Origin of the sequence: Streptomyces sp. 5-10, assembly GCF_014712245.1 — a bacterium.
In the GTDB taxonomy this organism is placed as follows: domain Bacteria; phylum Actinomycetota; class Actinomycetes; order Streptomycetales; family Streptomycetaceae; genus Streptomyces; species Streptomyces violaceusniger.
The window spans coordinates 17,821-42,454 of sequence record NZ_JACVYG010000040.1 but is presented as its reverse complement, the minus strand read 5'-3'; the positions used below and the strand labels follow the sequence as shown (position 1 = coordinate 42,454).

At 70.7% G+C, this 24,634-nt stretch carries 29 protein-coding genes and 1 pseudogene; 20 read left to right on the top strand and 10 right to left on the bottom strand.

Annotated elements, in window-relative coordinates:
* Window positions 1-52: 52 nt before the first annotated feature.
* The 5 genes from IEJ02_RS33740 (at window position 53) to IEJ02_RS33725 (ending at window position 2,765) form a co-directional block, all read left to right on the top strand.
* On the top strand, window positions 53-739 hold the full coding sequence (locus IEJ02_RS33740) for an LmeA family phospholipid-binding protein (protein ID WP_191068310.1): 687 nt from the start codon (window positions 53-55) through the stop codon (window positions 737-739).
* Window positions 740-950: 211 nt separating this feature from the next.
* Window positions 951-1,031 (top strand): putative leader peptide, encoded by an 81-nt coding sequence (locus tag IEJ02_RS50900; RefSeq protein WP_350203226.1) that lies wholly within the window; start codon window positions 951-953, stop codon window positions 1,029-1,031.
* A gap of 156 nt (window positions 1,032-1,187) precedes the next feature.
* Window positions 1,188-2,027 (top strand): sulfurtransferase, encoded by an 840-nt coding sequence (locus IEJ02_RS33735; protein ID WP_191068309.1) that lies wholly within the window; start codon window positions 1,188-1,190, stop codon window positions 2,025-2,027.
* Window positions 2,028-2,059: 32 nt separating this feature from the next.
* On the top strand, window positions 2,060-2,347 hold the full coding sequence (locus IEJ02_RS33730; RefSeq protein WP_028814639.1) for a DUF1416 domain-containing protein: 288 nt from the start codon (window positions 2,060-2,062) through the stop codon (window positions 2,345-2,347).
* A gap of 160 nt (window positions 2,348-2,507) precedes the next feature.
* Window positions 2,508-2,765, top strand: a complete 258-nt coding sequence (locus IEJ02_RS33725) for a DUF3099 domain-containing protein (protein ID WP_014053929.1) — start codon at window positions 2,508-2,510, stop codon at window positions 2,763-2,765.
* 245 nt (window positions 2,766-3,010) lie between these two features.
* On the opposite strand, the gene IEJ02_RS33720 is transcribed toward IEJ02_RS33725, so the two are convergent.
* Entirely contained in the window at window positions 3,011-3,376 is a 366-nt protein-coding gene (locus IEJ02_RS33720) for a DsrE family protein (protein WP_014053928.1), read from the bottom strand.
* A 271-nt stretch (window positions 3,377-3,647) separates the two neighbouring features.
* On the opposite strand from IEJ02_RS33720, the gene IEJ02_RS33715 reads away from it, so the two are divergent.
* From IEJ02_RS33715 to ygfZ, 3 genes are all read left to right on the top strand, one after another.
* Window positions 3,648-4,211, top strand: coding sequence for a heme-binding beta-barrel domain-containing protein (locus IEJ02_RS33715; RefSeq protein WP_137978920.1), 564 nt, complete (start codon window positions 3,648-3,650; stop codon window positions 4,209-4,211).
* 131 nt (window positions 4,212-4,342) lie between these two features.
* Window positions 4,343-4,882, top strand: a complete 540-nt coding sequence (locus tag IEJ02_RS33710; RefSeq protein WP_191068308.1) for a Fur family transcriptional regulator — start codon at window positions 4,343-4,345, stop codon at window positions 4,880-4,882.
* 9 nt (window positions 4,883-4,891) lie between these two features.
* On the top strand, window positions 4,892-5,857 hold the full coding sequence (ygfZ, locus tag IEJ02_RS33705; protein WP_191068307.1) for a CAF17-like 4Fe-4S cluster assembly/insertion protein YgfZ: 966 nt from the start codon (window positions 4,892-4,894) through the stop codon (window positions 5,855-5,857).
* Between the two features lie 88 nt (window positions 5,858-5,945).
* Here the strand turns inward: ygfZ and dtd are convergent, their stop codons facing one another.
* Window positions 5,946-6,371, bottom strand: coding sequence for a D-aminoacyl-tRNA deacylase (gene dtd, locus IEJ02_RS33700; protein WP_137978918.1), 426 nt, complete (start codon window positions 6,369-6,371; stop codon window positions 5,946-5,948).
* Window positions 6,372-6,517: 146 nt separating this feature from the next.
* Between dtd and IEJ02_RS33695 the strand changes: the two genes are divergently transcribed.
* Window positions 6,518-7,156 carry an RsiG family protein gene (locus IEJ02_RS33695; protein ID WP_191068306.1) on the top strand — a complete coding sequence of 213 codons (639 nt, stop codon included), beginning with the start codon at window positions 6,518-6,520 and terminating at the stop codon, window positions 7,154-7,156.
* 220 nt (window positions 7,157-7,376) lie between these two features.
* Window positions 7,377-8,624, top strand: coding sequence for a GNAT family N-acetyltransferase (locus IEJ02_RS33690; RefSeq protein ID WP_191068305.1), 1,248 nt, complete (start codon window positions 7,377-7,379; stop codon window positions 8,622-8,624).
* A 13-nt stretch (window positions 8,625-8,637) separates the two neighbouring features.
* On the opposite strand, the gene soxR is transcribed toward IEJ02_RS33690, so the two are convergent.
* Window positions 8,638-9,099 (bottom strand): redox-sensitive transcriptional activator SoxR, encoded by a 462-nt coding sequence (gene soxR / locus IEJ02_RS33685; RefSeq protein WP_191068304.1) that lies wholly within the window; start codon window positions 9,097-9,099, stop codon window positions 8,638-8,640.
* Window positions 9,100-9,151: 52 nt separating this feature from the next.
* Here soxR and IEJ02_RS33680 point away from each other — a divergent pair, with 52 nt between their 5' ends.
* Complete coding sequence (locus tag IEJ02_RS33680; protein WP_191068303.1) at window positions 9,152-9,796, top strand: NADPH-dependent FMN reductase; 645 nt, start codon at window positions 9,152-9,154, stop codon at window positions 9,794-9,796.
* A gap of 209 nt (window positions 9,797-10,005) precedes the next feature.
* Here the strand turns inward: IEJ02_RS33680 and IEJ02_RS33675 are convergent.
* Window positions 10,006-10,435, bottom strand: a pseudogene (locus IEJ02_RS33675) (ATP-binding cassette domain-containing protein); the annotation flags it as partial.
* Window positions 10,436-10,557: 122 nt separating this feature from the next.
* Here IEJ02_RS33675 and IEJ02_RS33670 point away from each other — a divergent pair.
* Both IEJ02_RS33670 and IEJ02_RS33665 read left to right on the top strand, forming a co-directional pair.
* Window positions 10,558-11,307 (top strand): TetR/AcrR family transcriptional regulator, encoded by a 750-nt coding sequence (locus IEJ02_RS33670; protein WP_191068302.1) that lies wholly within the window; start codon window positions 10,558-10,560, stop codon window positions 11,305-11,307.
* Between the two features lie 173 nt (window positions 11,308-11,480).
* Window positions 11,481-12,302, top strand: a complete 822-nt coding sequence (locus IEJ02_RS33665) for an NAD(P)H-dependent oxidoreductase (RefSeq protein WP_191068301.1) — start codon at window positions 11,481-11,483, stop codon at window positions 12,300-12,302.
* Here the strand turns inward: IEJ02_RS33665 and IEJ02_RS33660 are convergent.
* The 4 genes from IEJ02_RS33660 to IEJ02_RS33645 all read right to left on the bottom strand — a co-directional run bounded on the left by IEJ02_RS33660 (window position 12,299) and on the right by IEJ02_RS33645 (window position 15,706).
* Window positions 12,299-12,832, bottom strand: a complete 534-nt coding sequence (locus IEJ02_RS33660) for a GNAT family N-acetyltransferase (RefSeq protein ID WP_191068300.1) — start codon at window positions 12,830-12,832, stop codon at window positions 12,299-12,301. The two genes, IEJ02_RS33665 and IEJ02_RS33660, sit on opposite strands and share 4 nt — an antisense overlap.
* Window positions 12,833-12,991: 159 nt before the next feature.
* A complete protein-coding gene (locus IEJ02_RS33655) occupies window positions 12,992-13,894 on the bottom strand; it encodes an oxidoreductase (RefSeq protein WP_191068299.1) in 903 nt (300 codons plus the stop codon).
* A 118-nt stretch (window positions 13,895-14,012) separates the two neighbouring features.
* The gene (locus IEJ02_RS33650; RefSeq protein WP_370467169.1) at window positions 14,013-15,302 is read right to left on the bottom strand and encodes an RNA polymerase sigma factor; all 1,290 of its coding nucleotides are present in this window, start codon (window positions 15,300-15,302) and stop codon (window positions 14,013-14,015) included.
* Between the two features lie 47 nt (window positions 15,303-15,349).
* Entirely contained in the window at window positions 15,350-15,706 is a 357-nt protein-coding gene (locus IEJ02_RS33645) for a YciI family protein (RefSeq protein ID WP_191068298.1), read from the bottom strand.
* Between the two features lie 266 nt (window positions 15,707-15,972).
* On the opposite strand from IEJ02_RS33645, the gene IEJ02_RS33640 reads away from it, so the two are divergent.
* From IEJ02_RS33640 to IEJ02_RS33630, 3 genes are all read left to right on the top strand, one after another.
* Complete coding sequence (locus IEJ02_RS33640) at window positions 15,973-16,386, top strand: helix-turn-helix domain-containing protein (RefSeq protein WP_137978909.1); 414 nt, start codon at window positions 15,973-15,975, stop codon at window positions 16,384-16,386.
* 18 nt (window positions 16,387-16,404) lie between these two features.
* On the top strand, window positions 16,405-17,082 hold the full coding sequence (locus IEJ02_RS33635; protein ID WP_191068297.1) for a hypothetical protein: 678 nt from the start codon (window positions 16,405-16,407) through the stop codon (window positions 17,080-17,082).
* 120 nt (window positions 17,083-17,202) lie between these two features.
* Window positions 17,203-17,547: a DUF2516 family protein gene (locus IEJ02_RS33630; RefSeq protein ID WP_037955086.1), complete on the top strand. Its 345-nt coding sequence runs from the start codon at window positions 17,203-17,205 to the stop codon at window positions 17,545-17,547.
* Between the two features lie 35 nt (window positions 17,548-17,582).
* On the opposite strand, the gene IEJ02_RS33625 is transcribed toward IEJ02_RS33630, so the two are convergent.
* Window positions 17,583-18,809 carry a PP2C family protein-serine/threonine phosphatase gene (locus IEJ02_RS33625; RefSeq protein WP_191068296.1) on the bottom strand — a complete coding sequence of 409 codons (1,227 nt, stop codon included), beginning with the start codon at window positions 18,807-18,809 and terminating at the stop codon, window positions 17,583-17,585.
* 232 nt (window positions 18,810-19,041) lie between these two features.
* Here IEJ02_RS33625 and IEJ02_RS33620 point away from each other — a divergent pair, with 232 nt between their 5' ends.
* Complete coding sequence (locus tag IEJ02_RS33620) at window positions 19,042-19,566, top strand: O-acetyl-ADP-ribose deacetylase (protein WP_191068295.1); 525 nt, start codon at window positions 19,042-19,044, stop codon at window positions 19,564-19,566.
* A 24-nt stretch (window positions 19,567-19,590) separates the two neighbouring features.
* Here IEJ02_RS33620 and IEJ02_RS33615 read toward each other — a convergent pair whose 3' ends face one another.
* The gene (locus IEJ02_RS33615; RefSeq protein ID WP_275561461.1) at window positions 19,591-20,670 is read right to left on the bottom strand and encodes a C40 family peptidase; all 1,080 of its coding nucleotides are present in this window, start codon (window positions 20,668-20,670) and stop codon (window positions 19,591-19,593) included.
* 662 nt (window positions 20,671-21,332) lie between these two features.
* Here IEJ02_RS33615 and pstS point away from each other — a divergent pair.
* The 3 genes from pstS to pstA all read left to right on the top strand — a co-directional run bounded on the left by pstS (window position 21,333) and on the right by pstA (window position 24,622).
* Window positions 21,333-22,457 (top strand): phosphate ABC transporter substrate-binding protein PstS, encoded by a 1,125-nt coding sequence (pstS, locus tag IEJ02_RS33610; RefSeq protein WP_137978904.1) that lies wholly within the window; start codon window positions 21,333-21,335, stop codon window positions 22,455-22,457.
* 114 nt (window positions 22,458-22,571) lie between these two features.
* The gene (gene pstC / locus IEJ02_RS33605; RefSeq protein ID WP_191068293.1) at window positions 22,572-23,561 is read left to right on the top strand and encodes a phosphate ABC transporter permease subunit PstC; all 990 of its coding nucleotides are present in this window, start codon (window positions 22,572-22,574) and stop codon (window positions 23,559-23,561) included.
* Window positions 23,558-24,622, top strand: a complete 1,065-nt coding sequence (gene pstA, locus IEJ02_RS33600; RefSeq protein WP_191068292.1) for a phosphate ABC transporter permease PstA — start codon at window positions 23,558-23,560, stop codon at window positions 24,620-24,622. The genes pstC and pstA overlap by 4 nt, the downstream gene beginning before the upstream one ends.
* Window positions 24,623-24,634 lie beyond the last annotated feature (12 nt).

Here is a 24,634-nt window from a genome sequence, read left to right as displayed (position 1 = left end):
CTCGCAGCCTCAGGCGCGAGGGCCTGAGCGAGAGCCTGGGGGACCCACGCACATGCGCGCACTACGCATCACACTGATCGTCGTCGTGATACTCGGCGGCCTCTTCGTGGCCGCCGACCGCATCGCGGTGTACATGGCCGAGTCCAAGGCGGCCGACAAGATCAAGACTTCTCAGTCCCTGACCACCACGCCCAATGTCTCGATCAAGGGCTTCCCGTTCCTCACCCAGGTCGCGGGCAAGGAGCTGGACGAGGTCGACGTCGGCGTGGACGGGCTGACGACGGACGCGGGCGACGGCCGCAGCGTCCGGGTCACCGAACTCGACGCCCAGCTGCACAACGTCCGCATCTCGGGCAACTTCTCGTCGGCCAGCGCCGACCGGGCCACCGGCTCGGCCCACATCAGCTACGCGGACCTGTCACAGGCCGCCGGTCCGGGGATCACGGTCGCCTACGACCCGTCGGGCACCAACAAGGTCAAGATCACCGGCAGTCTGCTGGGCTTCAGCCTCACCGCCCACTCCCAGGTCACCATCGTGAACGGCAACACCATCCGGCTGCACGCCGAGTCCATCCCGGGCGGCAGCATCCCCCAGTGGGAGGACAAGGTGCGCGAGAAGACCGATATGGAGCGGAAGATCGAGGGGCTGCCCACCGGCATGCGGCTGGAGAAGGTGGAGACCTCCAAGGACGGCATAGACGTCTCGGTCGCGGGTAATAACGTCCAGCTGACGGGCTGACGCGATCAGTACCAGGGGCGTCCGATCACGCCCCTGGTCCATTCACTGAGACGATCATGTCCGCTCCTATGGACACTCCTGCCCGCCGCAGCCCCCTCCGGCCGCGCCTCCCGGCCGTTCACGCTTCTCTCATCTCACATTCCGGACGATAGCGTCTCATGATGCGACACTCCGGTGACATGCCCGCCCGTCCGTCCCTACGATCGGACCCATGAAGCGACAGGCGGATCTCACGAAGCGGCGGGCAGTCGACCTGTGCCGCGTCGCCGCCATGCTCTGTCGCACCGTCTGAATCGGACGTGGTCCGCACACGCCACGGACCGGCACCCCTCTTCGGCCCGTCAGCCGGGCCCTCCCGCACCTTCGCTCGTACGCTCGCCGCACGCCCCGCGCGGCGCCGCGTCGTGAGCGTGCCCGTACCGCCGCAACTGCCCCGGAGGAGAGAAACATGAGCCGCAGTGACGTCCTGGTGGACGCCGACTGGGTCCAGGCCCGTATCGACGACCCCAAGACGGTCATCGTCGAGGTGGACGAGGACACCTCGGCCTACGACAAGAACCACATCAAGAACGCCATCCGGATCGACTGGAAGCAGGACCTCCAGGACCCGGTGCGCCGTGACTTCGTCGACCAGGCCGGCTTCGAGAAGCTCCTGTCGGAGAAGGGCATCGGCAACGACGACACGGTCGTCCTCTACGGCGGCAACAACAACTGGTTCGCGGCGTACGCCTACTGGTACTTCAAGCTCTACGGCCACCAGGACGTCAAGCTGCTCGACGGCGGCCGCAAGAAGTGGGAGCTGGACTCCCGCGACCTGGTCGCCGAGGTGCCGACCCGCGCGCGGACCGAGTACAAGGCCAAGCCGCAGGACACCTCCATCCGCGCCTTCCGCGACGAGGTCGTGGACGCCATCGGCTCGCTGAACCTGGTCGACGTGCGCTCCCCCGACGAGTTCTCCGGCAAGCTGCTCGCCCCGGCCCACCTCCCGCAGGAGCAGTCGCAGCGTCCGGGCCACGTCCCGAGCGCCCGCAACATCCCGTGGTCGAAGTCGGCCAACGACGACGGCACCTTCAAGTCCGACGACGAGCTCAAGGAGATCTACGAGGGCGCGGGCGTGGACCTGTCGAAGGACACCATCGCCTACTGCCGCATCGGTGAGCGCTCCGCTCACACCTGGTTCGTCCTGCACGAGCTCCTGGGCCAGAGCAACGTCAAGAACTACGACGGCTCCTGGACCGAGTACGGCTCGCTGGTCGGCGTGCCGGTCGAGCTCGGCTCCGACAGCTGACCCCTCTCCCCCGAACGTAAGGACAGACATCCATGTGTGGAGCCAAGGCCGGCGGCCCCGACGCCTCGACGATCAAGCCCGGTGAGACCACGATCCAGGGTTCGGTGACCCGCGACGGCGAGCCCGTCACCGGTTACGTGCGGCTGCTGGACAGCACCGGCGAGTTCACCGCCGAGGTCCCCACCTCCGCGACCGGACAGTTCCGCTTCTACGCCGCGGAGGGCACGTGGACGCTGCGCGCCCTGGTTCCCGGCGGCACCGCGGACCGCACCGTCGTCGCCCAGAAGGGCGGGCTGGCGGAGGTCGCCATCGCCGTCTGACGCGCTACGACGCGTCGTGACGCACGGCCGGAGGGCCGCACCCCGGGGTTGGACGCCTCGGCGGGGTGCGGCCCTTCGTCCGTCGAGGCGGGGGCTTTGGTCCGTGGGCGCCGGGGTCCTTCGTCTGTCGGTGCGGCGGTCCCGGACGTACGCTGGACGTATGTACGCGCGACGCCGCCACGCATACTTCTTCCTGATGGGCGCGTGTCTGACGCTCTTCATCTCGGCGTGGGCCTTTGTGCGCCTGTGGTCCGTCCCCGCCGCGGTCGCGATGTGCATCGTCGCCATGGTGATCCCGCCCCTGGCCGCGATCGTCGCCAATCGCCGGGGCCCGGACGACCGGTGGTGGGACGAATCGGGGGACGAGGAGTCCGACCGGTGGTGGCGGGAGCTGGACGAGCACAACCACCGGCATTGACCTGCCCGCAGCATCGATATGCGGCTCCGCCGCGTGGCAGGGGCTTCACGGCTGAGACCCCGGGGTCTGGGGCGGAGCCCCGCCTTCCAGCCCCTCCGGCGCTTGAGGAGCGAGGCCTGGGGCGGAGCCCCACCTCCCAGCCCCTCCGGCGCTTGAGGAGCGAGGCCTGGGGCGGAGCCCCAGTTTCGGGAAGGGGCGGGGAGGGGAACAGCCCGCCGCAGGCGTCAAGAGCCGTCACCCGCCCCCTAGTACACGAGCGCCTGGACGCCGTCCGGCATGATCTCGCTCACGAAGACCTGCGCACCCGCGATCCGGGCACCCTCGATCAAATCCTTCTCCTCGATCTCCCGCCGCGCGGCACACTGTGTGCACACCGTGATCGTTCCGCCGCCCGTAAGGATGCCGTCGATCAGATCCGGAAGCGGCGCGGCATGCGGAAGCTCGAACTCCGCAGCCCGGCCCGGCAGCGCGAACCACGTCGACTCCCCGGTCAGCCAGAGCGAGACCTCGACCCCGCTCGCCGCGGCCACCGCCGCCACCGTGAACGCCTGGGAGCACCGCTCGGGAGCGTCCGCGCCCGCGGTCACCTTGATCACCAGCTTCTTCGCCATGCGTCAACCTTAGGCTCGGCACCCGGCCCCGGCGCCGCACGGCCACCTGTCTCCACCGGCCGTCCCGGTGCCGACTAGACTCGGTGCCGTCCGTCATCTGTTCCGAGGAGCGCGCTCGTGCTTGAGGCAGTCTTCACCACCCTGATGATCCTGGTCGCCGTGGCCACGCTCGGCTTCGCCGCGCTGACCTGGAAGAAGCTGTACCAGGGCCAGCGCTGAACCGCTCCCGCCCCGCCACCACGGCTCGACTCTCGACAGATCGCCTGAATTCATGATCCAGATTCCGTCCGACCTCCACCCGGACCTCGTGCCGCTCGCCTTCCTCCTGGGCAACTGGGAAGGGGCCGGCGTCTCGGACTTCCCCGGGGCCGAGAAGTGCAACTTCGGCCAGGAGGCCACCTTCACGCACGACGGCCGTGACTTCATCGAGTACGTCTCGCACACCTGGGTGCTGGACTCCGAGGGCAAGAAGGTCCGTCCCCTGGAGACCGAGTCCGGCTACTGGCGGATCGACAAGGACCGTAAGGTCGAGGTCGTGATGAGCCGGGACCAGGGCATCATCGAGGTCTGGTACGGCGAGCTCGCGGAGGGCAAGCCGCAGATCGACCTGGCGACGGACGCGGTGGCGCGCACCGCCCACGCGGCCCCGTACTCGGGCGGCAAGCGGCTGTACGGCTACGTCAACAGCGATCTGATGTGGGTCGGCGAGAAGGCCACCCCCGAGGTCGAGCTGCGCCCGTACATGTCCGCGCACCTGAAGAAGGTCGTGGACCCCCGGGAGTGGGCCAAGGACCTCAAGGACCTGCCGGACGACGGGATCGCCTTCTTCCGCTGAGCTCTCCGGCTCCCGGCTTCCGGCTCCCGGATCCGGCTTCCGACCCCCGCCGAGTCCGGCTCCTCCGTACCGCGTCCGGTTCTGCCCCTGCGCGTCCGGCCGGTCATCGCGGGCCCGCCTACACTTGCACCGTGGCGACCACCGACTGGAAGAGCGATCTGCGGGAGCGCGGCTACCGTCTGACCCCGCAGCGCCAGCTCGTGCTCGAAGCCGTCGATCATCTGGAGCACGCCACTCCGGACGAGATCCTCACCGAGGTGCGCCGCACCGCGAGCGGCGTCAACATCTCCACGGTCTATCGCACGCTGGAGCTGCTGGAGGAGCTGGGCCTGGTCAGCCATGCCCATCTCGGCCACGGCGCCCCCACGTACCACCTGGCCGACCGGCACCATCACATCCATATGGTGTGCCGGGACTGCACGGATGTGATCGAGGCCGATGTCTCCGTGGCCGACGCCTTCACCCGGCAGCTCCGGGCGGACTTCGGCTTCGACACCGATCTGAAGCACTTCGCGATCTTCGGCCAGTGTGCCTCCTGCTCCGCCCGGCAGCGCGCCGGAGAGACCGCGCAGCTCGGCGGAGAGGCCGGGCAACTCGGCGGAAAGGCCGCGCGGCGCGGGGGAGACGACGCCGGAAACCGCTCCGGTGAAGGCCGAGCCCGCAGGTCGTAGGCTGAGTTCATGAAGAGCCCTTTGCTGTCGCTGCCCGGCGCCGTCCCCGGCGAGGGCCCCGACGAAGGCGTCGCCGCCCACTACGGCGACCTGTTCCGCGAGCAGCGCGCGCTCGCCGACGGCACCGGCTTCGTGGACCTCTCGCACCGCGGAGTGGTCACGGTCAGCGGTGCCGACCGGCTCAGCTGGCTGCATCTGCTGCTCACCCAGCACGTCAGCGAACTCCCGCCGGGCCAGGCCACCGAAGCCCTGATCCTCTCCGCCCACGGCCATATCGAACACGCGCTCTACCTCGTCGACGACGGCGAAACCACCTGGGCCCATGTGGAGCCCGACAGCCAGGGCGATCTGATCGCCTACCTGGAGAGCATGAAGTTCTTCTACCGGGTGGACATCGCTGATCGCACCGAGGAGTACGCGGTCGTCCACCTTCCGGCGGGGAGCATCACCGAGGCCCCCGAGGACGCCGTCGTCCGCGAGACCCCGCACGGCCGGGACCTCTTCCTGCCGCGTGAGCGCCTTACCGCCTTCGCCGAGGCGAGCGGCCCGCCGATCGGGGTGCTGGCGTACGAGGCGCTGCGGGTCGAGGCCCACCGGCCGCGGGTCGGCCTGGAGACCGACCACCGCACCATCCCGCACGAACTGGGCTGGATCGGCTCCGCCGTCCATCTGCAGAAGGGCTGCTACCGCGGCCAGGAGACCGTCGCCCGGGTGCAGAACCTGGGCAAGCCACCGCGCCGGCTGGTCTTCCTCCACCTCGACGGCAGCGAGGTGGCGCTGCCGTCCCACGGCGCGCCCATACGGCTGGCCTCGGAGGGCGAGGAGGGCCGCCAGCTGGGCTTCATCACCTCCTCGGCCCGCCACCACGAGCTGGGGCCGATCGCGCTCGCGCTGGTCAAGCGCAATGTGCCGGTGGACGCGGAGCTGATCGCGGACTCCACGGCCGCCGCACAGGAGACGGTCGTGGAGCCGTGAAGCCGCTGCCGGTCCACCGGACCTCGCGGTTCGGCTGGATCCCGCGGTCGGGCTGGATCTCTCGGTTGGGCTGGACCTCGCGGTTGGGCTAGACCTCGACGAGCACCGTGAACGGGCCGTCGTTCGTGAGCGAGACCTTCATGGCCGCTCCGAACCGGCCCGTTTCCACGTGCGCGCCCAGCTTCCGCAGCTGGGCCACCACCTCGTCGACGAGCGGTTCGGCGACCCCGCCGGGCGCCGCCGCGTTCCAGGTGGGACGGCGCCCCTTACGGGCGTCGCCGTAGAGCGTGAACTGGCTGATGACCAGCAGCGGAGCGTCCAGGTCCGAGCAGGACTTCTCGTCGTGGAGCATCCTTACGGACCACAGCTTGCGGGCGAGCTGGGCCGCCTTCTCCGGGGTGTCGTCATGCGTCACCCCGACCAGTACGCACAGCCCCTGGCCGACGATCTCGCCGACGGTCTCGCCGTCCACGACGACGCTCGCCCCGTCCACTCTCTGTACCACAGCACGCATGGCGACCATCATGCCGTGCGTCCATCCGGGGCCGATCGGGTGGAGAGCCGCTGCACAGGGAGCATCACTGGTGGCACGATGCGTGCAGGCGGTGCAGGCGGGCAGGAACTGCGGGAACGACGCATCGCTGGAGGGGACGGACACCAATGACCACATCGGGCACCGGCCAGCCCATGGCCACCGAGGGCCTGCTGCCGCCGCGGCCGCCGAGCCAGCGCGGCGGGCGGCTGGCCGACTCCGCCGCCGTGACGGCGCCGGCCGTGACGTCCACGTCCGCGGCCGCGAGCGGTCTGAACGCTCTGCGGCTGCCGGAGCTGCGGGCGCTGCGCCGCTCGGCACAGCGCGAGGAGGCGGATCTGAGCTATCTGCGCAGACTGCTGCAGGGGCGGATCGACATCCTCCGCGCGGAGCTGGGCCACCGCCGTGACCCGGCGCCCGCGGCTGCCTCGGCCCAGCCGCCCGCCGCGCTGGTGGACCGGCTGCCGGAGATCCTCGCGGACCTCCCCCCACGGCACCGCTCCTCGGCCCGGCATGTCACCCTCGGGACGCCGCAGGACGCGGAGTACGAGCGGCTGGCCGAGGAGATGCTGGCCGAGGTGGGCCTGTCCGATCTGCGGGCCCGCACGGACGAGGAACTGCACGGCGCGATGGCCCGCCTCGTCGGCCATGAGCAGCAGGTGTCACGGCGGCGGCAGGAGCTCCAGCGCACGGCGGACGGCTGCAGCGCGGAGATCGCCCGCCGGTACCGCGAGGGGGAGGCGCAGGTGGACGACCTGCTGGCGTAGGCAGCGACGGGCTGCCCGCGGGGTGCTCAGGGTGCTGTTCGCACGGTGCTCAGGGAGCTGTTCGCACGGTGCTCAGGGAGCTGTTCGCGCGGTACTCACCGGAGCTGTTCGCGGAGTGCTCGCCAAGCTGTCCACAGGGTGCGGTGTGATGAAATGACCTGGTCCGAGGGCTGTGGAAATCGGCGTGCGGCCGGTGGCGGCGGCCGCTTAGCGTGTGCGCATGGCCCTCGAACTCCGCACCCCACTCGCCGATTCCGACCTCAGCCACTGGACCGTCGCGCTCAACACCGGCTTCCTGCGTCCGCCGGAGGCGCCGAAGGAGGAGGTGGAGCTGCGGCGGGAGCAGATAGATCTGTCCCGCACGCAGGGGGTCTTCGACGGGGACCGCTGCGTGGCCACCTTCCGCAGCTTCGCCCAGCGGCTGACGGCGGTCGGCGGTGCGGATGTCCCGGCCGACGCGATCAGCAATGTCGCGGTGTCGCCCACCCACCGCCGCCGGGGCCTGCTCAGCCGGATGATGGAGCACGATCTGCGCGCCGCCAAGGAGCGGGGCGAGGCGGTGGCCACCCTGATCGCGGCCGAGTATCCGATCTACGGGCGGTACGGCTTCGGCCCGGCCACCTGGATCACCGAATGGGAGGTGGACGTCCCCCGTGCGGGCCTCGACCCGCGCCACTCGGCTCCGGTGGACGGCGGCCGGGTCGACTTCGCCGACGCCGACGAGGTGCGGAAGCTGGGCCCCGCCCTGCATGAGCGGCTGCGCGCCCGGCAGCACGGCGCCATCGACCGTCCGGACCACTGGTGGCGGATCAACACCGGTCAGCGGCGGTTGCCCAACCGCCCCTGGACCGAGCCGTTCTATGTGCTCTACCGCTCCCCCGACGGCTCGGTGGACGGACTGCTCGCCTATACGGCGGACGACCACTGGGAGGGCAACAAACGACCGCACAACACCGCCACCGTGCTCGCGCTGACCACGGTCACCCCGGCCGCCGAGCGGGCGCTGTGGCACTTCCTGCTCTCGGTCGACTGGGTGACCCGGGTCCACACCGGCCGGCGCGCCCCGGACGATCTGCTCCCGCTGCTGCTCGGCGATCCGCGCGCCGCCCAGATCACCACCTATGCCGACTGGCTGTGGCTGCGCCCGCTGGATGTGCCCCAGCTGCTCGAGACCCGTACATACCCGGCCGAGGGCTCGCTGGTGCTCGAGCTGCGCGATGCCGCCGGGCTGGCCGGGGGCCGCTACTTCCTGGAGGCGGGCCCCGACGGCGCGGCGTGTGCGACCACGGGCCGCCCGGCAGATCTGACCATGGACATCGGCGAGTTGAGCACGCTGTGGCTGGGCGACGAGTCGGCGGTCAGGCTCGCCTCGCTGGGCCGGATAGCCGAGGAGCGCCCGGGCGCCGCGGCGCTGGCGGACCGGCTGCTGCGAACCCCGCGCCGCCCCTGGTGCCCCGACGGCTTCTGAGACGCTGAGGGCTTCAGCAGCTGGACCTGAGCAGTCGGCGCGCGCCCGCGCCCTGCTCGCCCAGCCGGTCGTAGGGGTTCGCCAGCGCGCACTTGTCGATCGACAGACAGCCGCAGCCGATGCAGTCGGTGAGGTGGTCGCGGAGGTTCTGCAGCTGTTCGATGCGCTCGTTGAGGTCCGCGTGCCAGCACTCCGAGATCCGTGCCCAGTCCTCCTTGGTGAGGACGTGGTCCTCGGGGAAGAGCCCGAGGACCTCCCGGATCCTCGCCAGCGGGATGCCGACGCGCTGCGAGGAGCGGACGAAGGCCACGCGGCGGAGGGTATCGCGGGTGTAGCGGCGCTGATTGCCGGAGGTGCGGCGGCTGTGGATCAGCCCCTCGCGCTCATAGAAGCGCAGCGCGGAGGCGGGCACCCCGCTGCGCTGCGAGAGCTCGCCGACCGTGAGCTCATGGGTCTTCCAGGTCAGTTGCGTCATAGTGCCGAGGGTAGCTTGACTTCAACCTTTGTTTAAGTCCGAGGCTCGTTCCATGACAACAGACACCGCCGTCCTGACGGCAACCACCACGTCCGCATCCGCCACCGGCACCGACACCGACTCCCCCATCCGGCTCGCCATCATCATCGGCAGCACCCGCGACGGCCGCTTCGGGCCGAAGGTCGCGGACTGGTTCGCCGGTCATGCGACGCTCCGCCCCGATATGACCGTCGACGTCGTGGACCTGGCCGAGACCCCGCTGCCCACGGCCCTCACCCACCGTCCCGGCGCCGAGGACGTCGCGGCCCTGGAGGCCGTGACGCCCCGGCTGGACGCGGCCGACGCGTTCGCCGTGGTCACGCCCGAGTACAACCACAGCTACCCCGCCTCCCTGAAGAACGCGATCGACTGGCACTTCACCCAGTGGCAGGCCAAGCCGGTCGGCTTCGTCTCCTACGGCGGCATCTCCGGGGGCCTGCGCGCGGTCGAGCATCTGCGGCCGGTCTTCGCCGAGGTCCACGCCGTGACCGTCCGGGACACGGTCAGCTTCCACAACGCGGGCGGGCTGTTCGGAGAGGACGGCCGGCTGAAGGACCCCGAGGGTCCGGACGCCGCCGCCGGGGCCATGCTCGACCAGCTCACCTGGTGGGCGCGGGCCCTGCGCACGGCGCGGACCACCCATCCGTACGGCAGCTGAGTTGCCCGGCGGCGCCGACCCCCGTTGACGGCGCCGCCGGGAACCCGCCCCAGTGGTTCAGCGGCTCAGTGATGAGTGGCTCAGTGGCTCAGCAGCAGCGGCTCAGCGGGCTCAGCCGGTGCGGCGGCGGAAGGGCACGCCCGACAGCCCGGCCGCCACCCCCAGGATTCCGCCGCACCAGACCAGGGCCTGCCGGGCGCTGTCGCCGACCGGCCGGCGCCGGAGTAGGTGCCCACGGTGCGGCGGGCGGCGCCGGTGAGGTCGAAGCGCTCCAGCAGTTCCCGCGCTCGGCCACGGGACCCGACGCGGCCGAGCCGGGTCAGCCGCCCCATCATCCCCAGGCTCTCCTCGCCGGTCTGCATCTCGTCCACCGCGGCGTACTGCCCGGTGAGGCTGATGGCGCGGCGGACCCGGCGGCGGTCGGCGACGACGTCGAAGCCCGCGACGCGGGCCCGCCCGGCGTCCGGTGGCGTCAGCGTGGCCAGGATCCGCACGGTCGTCGTCTTGCCCGCCCCGTTGGGGCCGAGCAGCGCGAAGACGCTGCCGGGCGCGACCGACAGATCGACGCCCCTGAGCACCTTCACCGACCCGTAGGACCTTCTCGAGGCCGCTCGCCTCGATGGCTGGTCGATGGGCCATGATCCCTCCCCCGCTCCACTCTCTGCGTATGCCATACGCGCTACTGCGTAGGGTATACATAACCCTAGGATTGCGGTCAACCGAGCCACCATCAGCGCACGTAGGTACGGAGGGCCGAGGCCATGGCCACCGAGGAGAGCGGCACCGGCCTGCCGGCGAGCATCGAGGCCGCCTGGGGACTGCGGGAACGCCCGGGCAAGGGACCCCGCCCCGGGCTGACCCTGGGCCGGATCGTCGACGCCGCCGTCGGCATCGCCTCGGCGGACGGCCTCGGCGCGGTCTCCATGAGCCGGGTCGCGTCCGAGCTCGGCGTCTCCACGATGTCCCTGTACCGCTATGTCTCGGCCAAGGACGAGTTGCTGATGCTGATGGAGGACGCGGCCTACGGCCCGCCGCCGCCCGGCGAACCGGCGAAGGACTGGCGGGCCGGGTTCACCGACTGGGCCCGGGCGCTGCGCACCGCCTACGCCCGCCACCCGTGGGCGGTGAACGTACCCGTAAGCGGCCCGCCCTCGACGCCCAACTCGGTGGCCTGGATGGAGCGCGGACTGGCCTGCCTTCGCCGCACGAACCTCAGCGAGGGCGAGAAGATATCCGTGCTGATGCTGGTCAGCGGCTTCGTCCGGAACGAGGCCCGGATCACCTTCGACATCCTGGCGGCCCACCGGCGCAAGGGGCAGAGCCCCGAGTCCGCGATGGCGTCCTGGGCCAGGCTGCTGGAGAAGCTGACCGACGCCGAGCACTTCCCGGCCGTGACGGCGGCGCTGCGGACCGGGGAGTTCGACACCCCGGGCGGCCCCGACGACGAGTTCGTCTTCGGCCTGGAGCGGATCCTCGACGGCGTGGAGGCGCTGATCAGCGCGCGGAGCTGACCGCCCGGATCCGCGCGCTCCGCACACCCCCTGGGGCTGGTCCCCATGCCGACGGGACTGGCCCGCACACTCACGAGACTGGTCCCCGCGCCCGCCGAACTGGCCAGATCCTTGTACATCCTGGCCATCCAGCCACTCGTCGGCCCCGGGGCCGGTTTCCGAGCATGGTGGGCATGAACGTGCTGTGGATATTCGCCCACCCCGAACAGCGGTCCCTCAGCGGTGCGTTGCGCGACGAGGGGCTGCGTGCCCTGCGCGAGGCGGGCCATGAGTACCGGCTGTCCGATCTCTACGCGATGCGCTGGAACCCGGTGGTGGACGGCGCCGACTTCCGGCATGACGCGGACGAACGCCTCATCGTCGGGGCCGCCTCGCGGCGCGCCTATGACGCGGGGACGCTCAGCGAGGACATCCGCGCCGAACAGGAGAAGATCGCCTGGGCCGATGCGCTCGTCGTGCAGTTCCCCCTGTGGTGGTACGGCATGCCCGCCATCCTCAAGGGCTGGTTCGACCGCGTCTTCGTCAAGGGCTTCGCCTACGGGATCATCGGGCCGGACGGCCGCACCCTGCGCTACGGGGACGGCAAGCTGGCCGGTAAGCGCGCCATGGTGGTGCTGACCGCCGGGGCGCCCGAGGCCACCATGGGGCCGCGCGGCGTCAACGGCGAGCTCGGCGATCTGCTGTTCCCGCTGCACCACGGCACCTTCTGGTACAGCGGGATGTCCGTGCTGCCGCCGTATGTGGTGTACGGCGCGGACCGGGTCCCGGCCGAGGCGTACGAAACCCATGCCGCCGCGCTGCGGAAGCGGCTGGCCGCCCTGCCGACCGAGGAGCCGATTCCGTTCCGCCGTCAGAACGGCGGGGACTACGACGAGCGCCTGGTGCTCCGCCCCGACCTCCTGCCGGGCCGCACCGGCCTCTCCGTGCACTACGCACACCCCCGCACCCCGGCCGCCGAAGGCGCCCAGGACACGCAGACCGCCGTGAGCGGCTAGGAGGGCGGCCACAGCTCCAGCCGCCAGTCGTTGCACCGCATCATCGTCCCCACCGGATACTCGAACTCGCACTCGCCGAGCAGCGTGAACCCGGCCTTGCGGCACACCCCGTTCGACGCGGGGTGGCCGACGGACGGATACGCGTGCAGATACCGATGGGTCCGCTGCGCCGCGGCCGCCCGGGCCACCTCCCTCGCGGCCGCGGCCGCGATCCCCCGCCCCTGGAACGGCGGCAGCACGGTCCAGCCGGTCTCGTACACCGACTCACCCCGCCACTCCCGCTCCCAGTACCCGATGCTGCCGGCCGTCTCGTCCCCCTCCGGCAGCACGATCCGGTACATCCGCCCGGCGCCCGGCCCGGTCAGCTCGGCGTACCGCCGGTGGCGGACCAGGATCCGCTCCTCGCTCTCCGGCCCGCCCAGGTGGCTCGTCATCTCCGGGCTGTTGACGCGGCGCAGCAGCTCCAGACAGAGCGCGCTGTCCTCCCACGGCTCGAGCCGCACCCGCACCCCGCTCGCCCCACCGGACATGCGCCACCTCCCGCCGTCGGCGCACCCTGCGCCCGCCTTCCGTTCATTCGACCACGGGGGTACGACAACGGCCTCGCGCCCAGGTCACGGCCCGTCCCGCCCGTCCCGCACCGGCCCGTCCCGCACCGGCCCGTCCCGCACCGGTCGGCCCACCCGTCGTCAGCCCGCCGACGCCACCGGCTCCAGCAGCGCCATGTCGTCCTCGTCCAGGGCGATCCGCGCCGCCGCCATGTTCTCCTCGAGGTGGGCCAGTGAGCTGGTGCCGGGGATCTGGATGATCGCGGGCGAGCGGGCGAGGCCCCAGGCGAGGGCGATCTGATGCGCGGTCGCGCCGTGCCGCTCCGCGACCGTCCGCAGGCTCTCGTGCTCCAGGGCGGTGTGACCGCCGCCCAGAGCGAAGAACGGCATATAGGCGATCCCGGCCGCGGCGCACTCGTCCACCAGCGCCCCGTCGGCCTGGTCGAGCACCCCGAACCGGTTCTGCACCGCCGCCACGGGCGCGATCGCGCGGGCCTCGGCGAGCTGCTCGGCGCTCACATTGCTCACCCCGAGCTCCCGTACCAGCCCCTCCTTCCGCAGTGCGGCCAGCGCGCCGAACCGCTCCCCGATCGGCACCCCGCCCACCGCCTTCAGCCGCCCCACCCGCAGATACACCAGGTCGAGCGCGTCCACGCCCAGCTGCCGCAGGTTCTCCTCCACCAGCCCGCGCAGCTGCTCCGGCCGCGCCTCCGCGTACATCTCCCCGGTCGCGGTGCGCAGCGGCCCGATCTTGGTGGCGATGGTGAGGTGCTCGGGGTACGGGTGCAGGGCCGCGCGCAGGATGTCGTTGGCCCGCTCGGTGGCGGAGAAGTAGAAGGCGGCGGTGTCGATATGACGGACGCCCAGCTCCACGGCGCGCCGTGCGACCGCCACGGCCGTCGCCCGCTCGACGACGGGACCGGCCCATCGTCCCGGCAGCTGCATCGCGCCGAAGCCCAGCCGATCGGCCGGTGACGAGAGAGGGGAAAACGACGACGAGGAAAACGCGGATGAGGATGAGGAAGAGGAAGAGGATGAGGTCATGGGGCAGCATGCGCACCTTTTCGCCCCGACCACAAGATCAGCTCCGCCCGGCAAGACCGGCCCAGACGGACAAGACCGGCTCAGACCGCCAAGATCAGCTCAGACCGCCAAGACCGGCTCAGCCCGACGACCGCTCCAGCAGCAGCGCCCGCTCACGGGCGTTACGGGTCAGGGCCGCCGCACGCGCGAACTCCGCCCGGGCCTCCTCATGCCGCCCCAGCCGCTCCAGCAGATCCCCGCGGACGCTCGGCAGCAGGTGGTAGTCCTTGAGGGCCGGTTCCTCCGCCAGCGCCTCGACCAGTTTCAGACCCGCCGCGGGCCCCTCCGCCATCGCGACGGCGACCGCCCGGTTGAGCTCCACCACCGGTGACGGAGTCAGCGCCATCAGTCGGCCGTAGAGGGCGGCGATGGCCGTCCAGTCGGTGTCCTCGTAGCGGATCGCCCGTGCGTGGCAGGCGGCGATGGCGGCCTGGAGGGAGTACGGGCCCTGGCCCGCCCGCTGCAGCGCCTCGACACCCCGGCGGATGAGCAGGCGGTTCCACTTGGTGCGGTTCTGGTCGGCGAGCAGCACCGGCTCACCACCGGGGCCGGTGCGGGCCGCGATCCGGGAGGACTGGAACTCCAGCAGCGAGACCAGCCCGTGCGCTTCGGGCTCCTGGGGCAGCAGCCCCGCCAGCACCCGCGCCAGGCGCAGCGCGTCCTCGCACAGGGCCGGGCGCACCAGATCGTCGCCCGTGGTCGCGGAGTAGCCCTCGTTGAAGACGAGGTAGACGACCTCCAGGACCGAGGAGAGCCGGGCGGTCCGGTCGTCGCCGTACGGCACCTCGAAGGGGACCTCGGCCTTGGCGAGCGTCCGCTTGGCCCGGACGATGCGCTGAGCGACGGTGGACTCCGGGACCAGGAACGCGCGGGCGATCTCCTCCGTGGTCAGCCCGCCCAGCAGCCGCAGGGTGAGCGCGACCCGGGCCTGGGTGGAGAGCACGGGGTGGCACGCGGTGAAGATCAGCCGCAGCAGATCGTCGTCGATGTCCTCGGCGGTCCCGGCCAGATCCGCCGGGTCGGGCGGTGAGACGTCCTCCAGGGCCCGCCCGACCTCCGCCAGCTTGCGTGCGTAGGTCTCCTTACGGCGGACGAGATCGATCGCGCGGTGCTTGGCGGTGGCCATGAGCCAGGCGCCCGGATTGCCCGGCACACCCGACTCCGGCCACCGCTCCAGCGCGGCGACCAGGGCGTCCTGCGCGAGTTCCTCGGCCAGGCCGACATCCCGCACGATGCGGGTGACGCCTGCGATGATCCGCGCGGACTCGATCCTGAAGACCGTTTCGACCGTTCTGGCGATGTCGGCTGCTTCGCCACTTTGGGCGCTTTCAGCCGCTTTCGCCGCATCGGCCGGGCTTGCTGCCGTCACGGCCACCATCAGAGCAGCCATAAGGGGACGGAGCAAGCGTTACCGGCTCAGGGCTCGACCACCTCACGGACCTCGACGGTGATGGTCCAGAACTCCTCATGGACCCGCAGGAACCGCTTGGTCCACTCCAGGGCCTCGGCCTTGTCCTTGGCCTGGAGCAGGGCGTAGCCGCCGATGACCTCCTTGCTCTCGGTGAAGGGGCCGTCGGTGCAGCTGATCTTCCCGCCGGACCAGGTGACCCGGGTGCCGTCGGAGGTCGGAGTGAGCCCGGCCGTGTCCAGCATGACCCCGGCCTTGGTCATCTCCTCGATCAGCTCGCCCATCCGCTCCATGAGCTCGGGGCTGGGGCCCTCGGCGGGGGCGTTCTGCTCATCGACGCGGATCATCGACAGATAGCGCGGCATGGTGACTCCTCATGGGGAACGAGATCGGGATTTCGGAACGAAGGCCGGGGGCTTCCCCGCCTCTCACCCCTGCGTCGAACGGGCACCGCCCGGATCGACAGACCGCGCGAAATTTTTTCGACGCGGTCACGCCACCGAGATCGCACCACCGACGACGCACCGCCGAGACGCAACGACCGGCTCACACTCACGGCCCCGCATGACACGCGCCACTATTGCAAGCAAATGCTTGCAATAGTTAGCACGTCTGTTGCAGCATCGAAGACATGGCATCACTCAACGTCGGCAACCTCGGCGAGTTCCTGCGCGAGCAGCGGCGCAGTGCGCAGCTGTCGCTGCGGCAGCTGGCCGATGCGGCCGGGGTGTCCAATCCGTACCTCAGCCAGATCGAGCGCGGGCTGCGCAAGCCGAGCGCCGAGATCCTGCAGCAGCTGGCGAAGGCGCTGCGGATATCCGCCGAGACCCTGTACGTACAGGCGGGGATCCTCGACGAGCGGGACCGCGAAGAGACCGAGGTGCGCAGCGTGATACTCGCCGACCCCTCGATCAACGAGCGGCAGAAGCAGGTCCTGCTGCAGATCTACGAGTCCTTCCGCAAGGAGAACGGGCTCCAGACCGCCTCGGACGACGCCTCCGACACCCCCGACACCGGCGCCGACGTCGCCGCACCCTCGAACTGATCCGGGAGGACCATCACCATGGCCATCACCGACGACGTACGCAAGACCCTCACCGACCCGACCCCGCTGTACTTCATGGCGGGCACGGCCGACATCGCCGCCCAGAAGCTCAAGGAGGTGCCGTCGTTCGTCGAGAAGATCGTCGCGGAGGCCCCGGAGCGTCTGAACGCGGTGCGCAACACCGACCCCAAGGTCGTGCAGGAGCGGGTCTCCCAGCAGGCCAAGGGCGCCCAGGACAAGCTCACCGAGATGCTGGGCACGCTCGACACCGACATCAAGCGGCTGCGCGACACGGCGCAGGAGCTCGCGCTGCAAGGTGTGGGCCGGGCCGCCGAGCTCGCCGTGAAGGCGCGGGAGCGGTACGACGAGGTGGCCGAGCACGGCCAGGAGGTCGTACGGAACTGGCGCGGTGAGGCGGCCGACGAGGTCGTCGACATCGCCGGCGCGATCGAGCCCAAGGAGGAGCGGGACGGCCACGCCCGGTCCAAGGCGCCGTCGCAGTCGGTTTCCATGGACTCCAAGGAGGCCCCGAAGTCCCCGGCCAAGCCGGCCGCCCCGGCCGCGTCGAGCAATTCCGGCCACTCGGCCGCGCAGACGTCCGCGGCCTCGTCGGCCTCCCAGGCCAAGAAGGCCCCGGCCCGCGGCAACAAGCCCGCCCCCGCCGCCAAGAAGCCGGAGCCGAAGTCGGCCGGCTGACGCGCGCACGCCCACGTCCGGGCCGGGTACGCCGGGTATACCCTGCGTGCCCGGCCCGGTGGGCGGGTACGGTGGCCCGCAGAGACGCTTCCCATACAAATCTTCTAGGCGGTGGACGGCGTGCTGGTGGAAGGCTTCGGCAAGCTGATGTACTGGGTCTCCTGGGCCCTGCTCCTCTTCAGCCTCTTCGCCTTCGTCGACTCGGCGATCCGCCGGGAGGACGCGTACCGAGCGGCGGACAAGCAGACCAAGGCATTCTGGTTGATCATCCTCGGTCTCGCGGCCGCGGTGAACTTCTTCATGGGAATCCTGGACTTCCTGCCGATCATCGGGCTGATCGCGACGATCGTGTACATCGTCGACGTCCGGCCCGCGCTGCGGCAGGTCTCCGGCGGCGGCCGCCGCTGGCCGCGCGGCCGCGGCTCCAGCTCCGACGGCCCTTACGGACCCTTCAACGGCCGATAGCGGGCACGAGCGACATCACAACCGGCCGCGGCCGATCAGCCGCGGTCCAGCAGCAGCACCGCCAGATCGTCGGTCAGCTCCCCGCCGTTCAGCGACCGCACCTCGGTGACGGTCGCGTCCAGCAGTTCCTCACCGCGCCGTCCCTCCGCGACCTGGCGCGCCACGATCTCGACCATCCCCTCCTGGCCGAGCCGCTGCACCCCCTGCCCGACGCGGCCCTCGATCAGCCCGTCGGTGTACATCATCAGGCTCCACGCCCCGCCGAGCTCGACCTCGCGGCGCGGCCAGCGGGCGTTCGGCAGCAGGCCCAGCGCCGGGCCGTTCTCGTCGGTCGGCAGCAGCCGGGGCGCCATGCTCGGGCGGATCGCCAGCGGTGAGGGGTGCCCGGCCAGACAGACCCCGGCCCGGCGGCCGTCCGGGGCGATGTCGACCGTGCACAGTGTGGCGAAGATCTCATCGTCGGCGCGTTCGTTCTCCAGCACCTGCTGAAGGGTGCCCAGCAGCTGATCGCCGCAGAGCCCGGCGAAGGTCAGCGCGCGCCAGGCGATCCGCAGCTCCACGCCGAGGGCGGCCTCGTCCGGGCCGTGGCCGCAGACGTCGCCGATCATCGCGTGGACCGTGCCGTCCGGGGTGCGGACGGTGTCGTAGAAGTCGCCGCCGAGCAGGGCCCGGCTGCGGCCGGGCCGGTAGCGGGCGGTGAAGCGCAGCCCCGAGCCGTCCAGCAGCGGGGTGGGCAGCAGTCCGCGCTCCAGCCGGGCGTTCTCCTGGGCGCGCAGCCGTGACTCGGTGAGCTGGCGCTGGGCGAGGTCGGAGCGTTTGCGCTCGACGGCGTAGCGGATGGCGCGGCTGAGGATCCGGCCGTCCAGCTCGCCGCGGAAGAGGAAGTCCTGGGCACCCACCCGCACCGCCTCGGCGGCGCGCTCGGCGTCGTCCTCCGCGGTGAGCACGAGGACGGCGTGCGAGGGCGCGAGCCTCAGCACCTCGCGCAGCATGGCCAGCGAGTCCGCGCCGTCGTGGCACGGGCCCGGCAGGGCCAGAAGGATGCACTGCACCCCGTCGGTGAGCAGCCGGCTGGCCTCGGTGAGGTTGCGGGCCGTACGGATGCGGACCCGGTTACCCTCGGTGTCCAGCATCTCGGGAACGTTGAAGGCACCGGACGGATCGTCCTCGATCACCAGCAGGGTGAGCCCGTTGTCGGGCAGGGTGGCGGGACCGGCTGACTGGGCCGGTGCCTCCCGTTGCCTCGGCACGGGTACGGACATCGCTCGATTCCTTCCCTCCCCCCGAGGGCGCGCCCCGCCGACGGTGGAGCGCACGTGGGATTCCGGTACGCACACCGACTGGTCGGTTTCAGCGACGTCAGGGCGCGGGTACCGGATACTGCCAGGCGACCTTAGCGCTAGGCGGCCGTTTCGCGGAATGACCTCCAGGCACCGACTTTTGTCATATGCCGCACGTCATGCGGCACTTGGCGGGCCGGGAGACAATCCCGGGATGACGAACATCACGCTGGCGCTGGGCGATATCACCGAGCAGAGCGTCGACGCGGTCGTGAACGCGGCCAACTCCTCCCTGCTGGGAGGGGGTGGCGTCGACGGAGCCATCCATCGGCGGGGCGGGCCCGACATTCTGGATGAATGCCGCGATCTGCGCGCGTCCCGCTACGGCAAGGGACTTCCGGCGGGTGAAGCGGTCGCCACCACGGCCGGCCGGCTGCCCGCCCGCTGGGTGATCCACACGGTCGGACCGGTCTTCTCCGCGGCCGAGGACCGCTCGGCCACCCTCGCCTCCTGCTACCGCGCGTCACTGCGGGTCGCCGACGAACTGGGCGCCCGTACGGTCGCCTTCCCGGCCGTCTCCACCGGCGTCTACCGCTGGCCCCTGGACGACGCGGCCCGGATCGCGCTCAGCACCGTCCGCGATGCGGACACCTCGGTCACCGAGGCCCGCTTCGTCCTGTTCGACCAGCGCGCGTACGACGCCTTCGAGACGGCCCTGAACGAGCTGCCGCCGGCCTGAGAGGGCCTGTCCGGATGGCCCGCACTACCTCGCGTCCGGCCGCACCACGCCCAGGATCGGCATCGAGCCCGCGCCCGCGACCGTCACCTGGCGGCCGGGGCGCGGGGCGTGGATCATCGCGCCGCTGCCCACGTACATCCCCACATGGCTCGCGTCCTTGAAGTAGATGATCAGATCGCCCGGGCGCATGTCCTTCACGCTCACCTTCGGCAGCAGCCGCCACTGCTCCTGCGAGGTCCGCGGGATCGCCCGGCCGGCCGCCGCCCACGCCCGCTGGGTCAGCCCCGAGCAGTCATAGGTGTCCGGGCCCACCGCGCCCCACACATAGTCCTTGCCGAGCTGGTCCTTGGCGAAGTCGACCGCGCGTCCGCCCTTCGCGGTGGCGCCGCTCCCGAGCTCCCGCAGTATCCCGGTGTCCAGCCATTTGGCCTGCGCGCCACGGGCCTTGTCCTCCTCCAGCCGGCGCAGCCGCTCCCGCTCGTCCTTCGCCAGCCGGGACTCCAGCCGCTGCGCCCGGGCCAGCTTGCGCAGGATCTCCTTCTTCGCGGCCGCCTTCTTCGCCCGGCTCCGGTCCAGCCGTTCCCACTCCTGTGAGGCCGACTCGGCGTAGCGGTCCAGCGCCACCTGGGTGCGCGCCAGACGGCCGATCAGACCGTGGGTCGCCTTCTCCCCCTTGCGCGCGAGCGTGACGCCGTCGAGGAAGTCACCCGGGTCGCCGTTGAGGAACAGCCGCGCCTCCGCCGGCATCCCGCCGCCCCGGTACTGGGCCCGGGCCATCGCCCCGGCCCGCTTGCGCAGTCCGGCCATCTCCTTCTGGGCCTTCACCACGGCTCGGGCGATCCTCAGGATGGACTTCTCCTGCCGGGCCTGTTTCTCCCGCGCCAGGTTGTACGCGTCGGTGGCGGACTCCGCCTTGCGGTAGAGCCCCTCGACCTCCTGACGGACCGCCTCCAGGCTCCGGTCCCCGGCCCCGCCGCCACCGGCCCCGCCACCGGTCCCGCCACCCGGCGTCGGCCCCGGCTCGCCGGGCGCGGCGTACGCCGTCTCCGGCACGGCCGACAGTCCCAGCGCGCAGACGAGTGCGGTGGCCGCGGCGACGCTCACACTCCTCCCTCTCCCGTCCCGCTTCACCCGCGGTCTCCTCTCGTTCCGCTCCGGCCGTGCGCGCTCCTGTCTCCCCAGGCCCTGTCCGGCGGATCTTCGCGGGCCCGCGACGCCTGGCACGGCGCCTCGCCGCGTTGTCGGGATCGTCCGAGTACAACCCGGTACGAGGACGACCCTCCGCCTTGCGATGCTCCCCCAGCTACCGCTGGGAGGTGCCCGCTGCACCAGACGCCGTGGGCTGATCCGCGAAGATCCACCGGGCAGGGCCTAGCGCGCCAGATCTGACGTACAGGCACGTAGGGACGGATAGTGACATGCCGCACCGCAATCCGACAGAGACACGCGGCGGTTACGCCGGCAGCCACCCCGATCCGGTTCACCGGACGGGTGCCGCACAGGTGTCGGACGGGCCCCGGGCGACCTCCGCGAGGAGGTCACCCACGCCGCGATCCAGCCGTGACCTGGCCGTGACATGGCCACCACACTGACGGCCGAGGTTCACCATCCGTTAACTCACCCCCTCAGGCCGCTTCACCTGATCTGCCTAATTTCGGCCCTACTGAGCGTGAGCCGCGTTCGGCTCCGGCGCACGCCGCAACAAGTGCGCTCCACCCATCTCGCGCCGTCCCCCACCGGCGGCTCTCCGGAAGGAACTCCTGAAAGTGAAGCTTCAGCGCAAGAACCGGCTTCGCGCCATCGCCGCCGGTGCCCTCGCTGTCTCCGGCGTCCTTGTCCTCACGGCGTGCGGCTCCGACGACAACAGCGGCGGGGGCGGCGGGGGCGACTCCAAGGCCGCCTCCAACATCAAGTGCGACGGCAAGGGGCAGCTGCTGGCCTCCGGCTCCTCCGCGCAGAAGAACGCCATGGACCTGTGGATCAAGACCTACGGGGCGGCGTGCAAGGACACCAAGCTCAACTACAAGGCCACCGGCTCGGGCGCGGGCATCCAGGAGTTCCTGCAAGGCAAGACCGCCTTCGCGGGTTCCGACTCGGCGCTGAAGCCCGAAGAGGTCAAGTCCTCGAAGCAGGTCTGCAAGGGCGGCCAGGCCATTGACCTGCCGATGGTCGGCGGCCCGATCGCCGTCGGCTTCAACGTGCCCGGCGTGGACAAGCTGACGCTGAACGCCGATGTCCTCGCCAAGATCTTCAACTCCGAGATCAAGAAGTGGGACGACCCCGCGATCAAGGCGCTGAACAAGGACGCGAAGCTTCCGAGCCTCAAGATCCAGGCGTTCCACCGCTCCGACGAGTCGGGCACCACGGACAACTTCACCAAGTACCTCAAGGCCGCCGCGCCCAAGGCGTGGCCGCACGAGCCGGGCAAGGCGTGGGAGGGCGAGGGCGGCCAGTCGGCCGACGGCTCCTCCGGTGTCTCCTCGCAGGTCAAGCAGGTCTCGGGGGCGATCTCGTACTTCGAGCTCTCCTACGCGACCGCGAACAGCATCAAGACCGTCGACCTCGACACCGGCGCCTCCGCCCCGGTCCAGGCCACCGTCGAGAACGCCTCCAAGGCCATCTCCGAGGCCAAGATCAAGGGCACCGGCAAGGACCTGGCCCTGGACCTGGCCTACGACACCAAGGCTGACGGCGCCTACCCGATCACCCTCGTCACCTACGAGATCGCCTGCGACAAGGGCAACAAGGCGAGCACCCTCGCCGCGACCAAGTCCTTCCTGACCTACGTCGCCAGCGAGGACGGCCAGACCTCGCTGAAGGAGCTGGGCTACGCCCCGCTGCCGACCGAGATCGCCAACAAGGTCCGCGAGAGCGTCAAGAGCCTCTCCTGACCCGAGTGCGGCTGACTCCGCCCTGGCGATCGCCACGGCGGAGTCAGCCGCATCGTCCGGTGCACCGCCGCACAGGGAGCCTCACCGCAACAGGCTCCGCAGACCGGAGAACCCATGAAAACGGACATAGAACCCACATCAACAACCGCAGGGTCACCATCGAAGGTCAGGACCCGCTCCACCGGCCGCGCCGGTGACAAGATCTTCCTCGGCCTCTCCCGGGGTTCCGGTATCGCTCTGCTGGTGATCATGGCGGCCATCGCGGCCTTCCTCACCTACCGCGCCGCCATCGCGATCTCCAAGGACGAGGCCAACTTCCTCACCACCTTCGAGTGGAACACCGGCTCCTCGCCGATGCGGTTCGGCATCGCCGTCCTCGCCTACGGCACGGTCGTCAGCTCGATCATCGCCATGGTCATCGCGGTCCCGATCGCGGTGGGCATCGCGCTGTTCATCTCGCACTACGCCCCGCGTCGGCTGGCCGCCCCGGTCGCCTACGTCATCGACCTGCTCGCCGCGGTCCCCAGCATCGTCTACGGCCTGTGGGGCGCGCTGTTCCTCGTGCCGCACCTGACCGGCCTGTACACCTGGTTCGACGACTACCTGGGCTGGACCGGGATCCTCAGCTACCAGGGCGGCGCCGCGCGCTCCCTGTTCACCGTCGGCATCCTGCTGGCGATCATGATCCTGCCGATCGTCACCAGCGTGAGCCGCGAGGTGTTCCGGCAGGTCCCGAAGATGCACGAGGAGGCGGCGCTGGCGCTCGGCGCCACCCGCTGGGAGGTCATCCGGATGGCGGTCCTCCCCTTCGGCCGCTCCGGCATCATCAGCGCCTCGATGCTGGGCCTGGGCCGTGCGCTGGGCGAGACCATGGCGGTCGCCACCGTGCTGTCCCCCAACTTCCTGATCGAGACCAGCCTGCTGGACCCGGGCGGCGGCACCTTCGCCCAGAACATCGCCAGCCGCTTCAAGGAAGCCGGCAACGACGGCCGTGACGCGCTGATCGCCTCCGGTCTGGTGCTGTTCGTCATCACCCTGCTGGTGAACGGCGCCGCGCGCATGATCATCGCCCGCCGCAAGGAGTACTCGGGGACCGCCGCATGAGCACTGTCGTTGACAAGAACCCCGCACGCCGCGCTTCCAGCCTTCAGCAGGCCCGGCTGCCCGGGTGGGCCCCGTACGCCCTGGTCGTGGTCTCGCTGGGCCTGGGAGCGGGCATCGGCACCGCCCTCGGAATGGGCAATCCGTTCCAGATGGGCCTGCTCGCCGCCCTGGTCTTCATCATCGCCTCGTACGCCCTCGGCGCCGTGGTCGAAGGCAGCCGGCAGGCCAGGAACCGGCTGGCCACCAGCCTGGTGTGGGTCTGCTTCCTGCTCGCCGTCGTCCCGCTGCTCTCCCTGATCTGGGAGACCATCGACCGGGGCCGGACCGTGCTCGACGGCTACTTCCTCAGCCACTCCATGGAGGGCGTGCAGACGATCCTGCCCGGCGGTGGCGCGTACCACGCGATCATCGGCACCCTGGAGCAGGTCGGCCTCGCCGCGCTCATCGCCGTTCCGATCGGCCTGCTGACCGCCATCTACCTGGTGGAGTACGGCCGCGGCCGGCTCGCCAAGGCCGTCACCTTCTTCGTCGACGTGATGACCGGCATCCCCTCGATCGTCGCCGGTCTGTTCATCCTCAGCTTCTGGATCATCATCCTCGGCTTCAGCTACTCGGGCTTCGCCGGTGCCATGGCGCTGGCCATCCTGATGATGCCGATCGTCGTCCGCTCGACCGAGGAAATGCTCAAGCTGGTCCCGGACGAGCTGCGTGAGGCGTCCCTCGCGCTCGGCGTGCCCAAGTGGCGCACCATCCTCAAGGTGGTGCTGCCCACCGCGATCGGCGGGATCACCACGGGCGTGATGCTGGCGATCGCCCGTATCGCCGGTGAGTCCGCGCCCATCGTGCTGCTGGTCTTCGGTGCCGCGGGGATCAACAACAACCCGTTCGAAGGCGCCCAGTCGTCGCTGCCCTACTACATCTACGAGCAGTGGCAGCTCGGCAACGAGGCCTCCTTCAACCGGGCCTGGGCAGCGGCGCTCGTGCTCATCGCCTTCGTCATGATCCTGAACCTGGTGGCCCGCGGCATCGCCCGCTGGAAGGCCCCGAAGTCCGGCCGCTGAGGCCAAGAAGAA

Bases quoted from the DNA above. Each gene is read 5' to 3' on its own strand.
- IEJ02_RS33635 (WP_191068297.1), top strand. From the start codon at position 16,405: ATGGCCATCACCGACGACGTACGCAAGACCCTCACCGACCCGACCCCG.
- IEJ02_RS33730 (WP_028814639.1), top strand. From the start codon at position 2,060: ATGTGTGGAGCCAAGGCCGGCGGCCCCGACGCCTCGACGATCAAGCCC.
- soxR (WP_191068304.1), bottom strand. From the start codon at position 9,099: ATGACGCAACTGACCTGGAAGACCCATGAGCTCACGGTCGGCGAGCTC.
- IEJ02_RS33725 (WP_014053929.1), top strand. From the start codon at position 2,508: ATGTACGCGCGACGCCGCCACGCATACTTCTTCCTGATGGGCGCGTGT.
- IEJ02_RS33720 (WP_014053928.1), bottom strand. From the start codon at position 3,376: ATGGCGAAGAAGCTGGTGATCAAGGTGACCGCGGGCGCGGACGCTCCC.
- IEJ02_RS33655 (WP_191068299.1), bottom strand. From the start codon at position 13,894: ATGACCTCATCCTCTTCCTCTTCCTCATCCTCATCCGCGTTTTCCTCG.
- IEJ02_RS33735 (WP_191068309.1), top strand. From the start codon at position 1,188: ATGAGCCGCAGTGACGTCCTGGTGGACGCCGACTGGGTCCAGGCCCGT.
- pstA (WP_191068292.1), top strand. From the start codon at position 23,558: ATGAGCACTGTCGTTGACAAGAACCCCGCACGCCGCGCTTCCAGCCTT.
- IEJ02_RS33660 (WP_191068300.1), bottom strand. From the start codon at position 12,832: ATGTCCGGTGGGGCGAGCGGGGTGCGGGTGCGGCTCGAGCCGTGGGAG.
- IEJ02_RS33620 (WP_191068295.1), top strand. From the start codon at position 19,042: ATGACGAACATCACGCTGGCGCTGGGCGATATCACCGAGCAGAGCGTC.
- IEJ02_RS33640 (WP_137978909.1), top strand. From the start codon at position 15,973: ATGGCATCACTCAACGTCGGCAACCTCGGCGAGTTCCTGCGCGAGCAG.
- IEJ02_RS33670 (WP_191068302.1), top strand. From the start codon at position 10,558: ATGGCCACCGAGGAGAGCGGCACCGGCCTGCCGGCGAGCATCGAGGCC.
- IEJ02_RS33625 (WP_191068296.1), bottom strand. From the start codon at position 18,809: ATGTCCGTACCCGTGCCGAGGCAACGGGAGGCACCGGCCCAGTCAGCC.
- dtd (WP_137978918.1), bottom strand. From the start codon at position 6,371: ATGCGTGCTGTGGTACAGAGAGTGGACGGGGCGAGCGTCGTCGTGGAC.
- ygfZ (WP_191068307.1), top strand. From the start codon at position 4,892: ATGAAGAGCCCTTTGCTGTCGCTGCCCGGCGCCGTCCCCGGCGAGGGC.
- pstC (WP_191068293.1), top strand. From the start codon at position 22,572: ATGAAAACGGACATAGAACCCACATCAACAACCGCAGGGTCACCATCG.
- IEJ02_RS50900 (WP_350203226.1), top strand. From the start codon at position 951: ATGAAGCGACAGGCGGATCTCACGAAGCGGCGGGCAGTCGACCTGTGC.
- IEJ02_RS33690 (WP_191068305.1), top strand. From the start codon at position 7,377: ATGGCCCTCGAACTCCGCACCCCACTCGCCGATTCCGACCTCAGCCAC.
- IEJ02_RS33715 (WP_137978920.1), top strand. From the start codon at position 3,648: ATGATCCAGATTCCGTCCGACCTCCACCCGGACCTCGTGCCGCTCGCC.
- IEJ02_RS33695 (WP_191068306.1), top strand. From the start codon at position 6,518: ATGACCACATCGGGCACCGGCCAGCCCATGGCCACCGAGGGCCTGCTG.
- IEJ02_RS33645 (WP_191068298.1), bottom strand. From the start codon at position 15,706: ATGCCGCGCTATCTGTCGATGATCCGCGTCGATGAGCAGAACGCCCCC.
- IEJ02_RS33740 (WP_191068310.1), top strand. From the start codon at position 53: ATGCGCGCACTACGCATCACACTGATCGTCGTCGTGATACTCGGCGGC.
- IEJ02_RS33665 (WP_191068301.1), top strand. From the start codon at position 11,481: ATGAACGTGCTGTGGATATTCGCCCACCCCGAACAGCGGTCCCTCAGC.
- IEJ02_RS33680 (WP_191068303.1), top strand. From the start codon at position 9,152: ATGACAACAGACACCGCCGTCCTGACGGCAACCACCACGTCCGCATCC.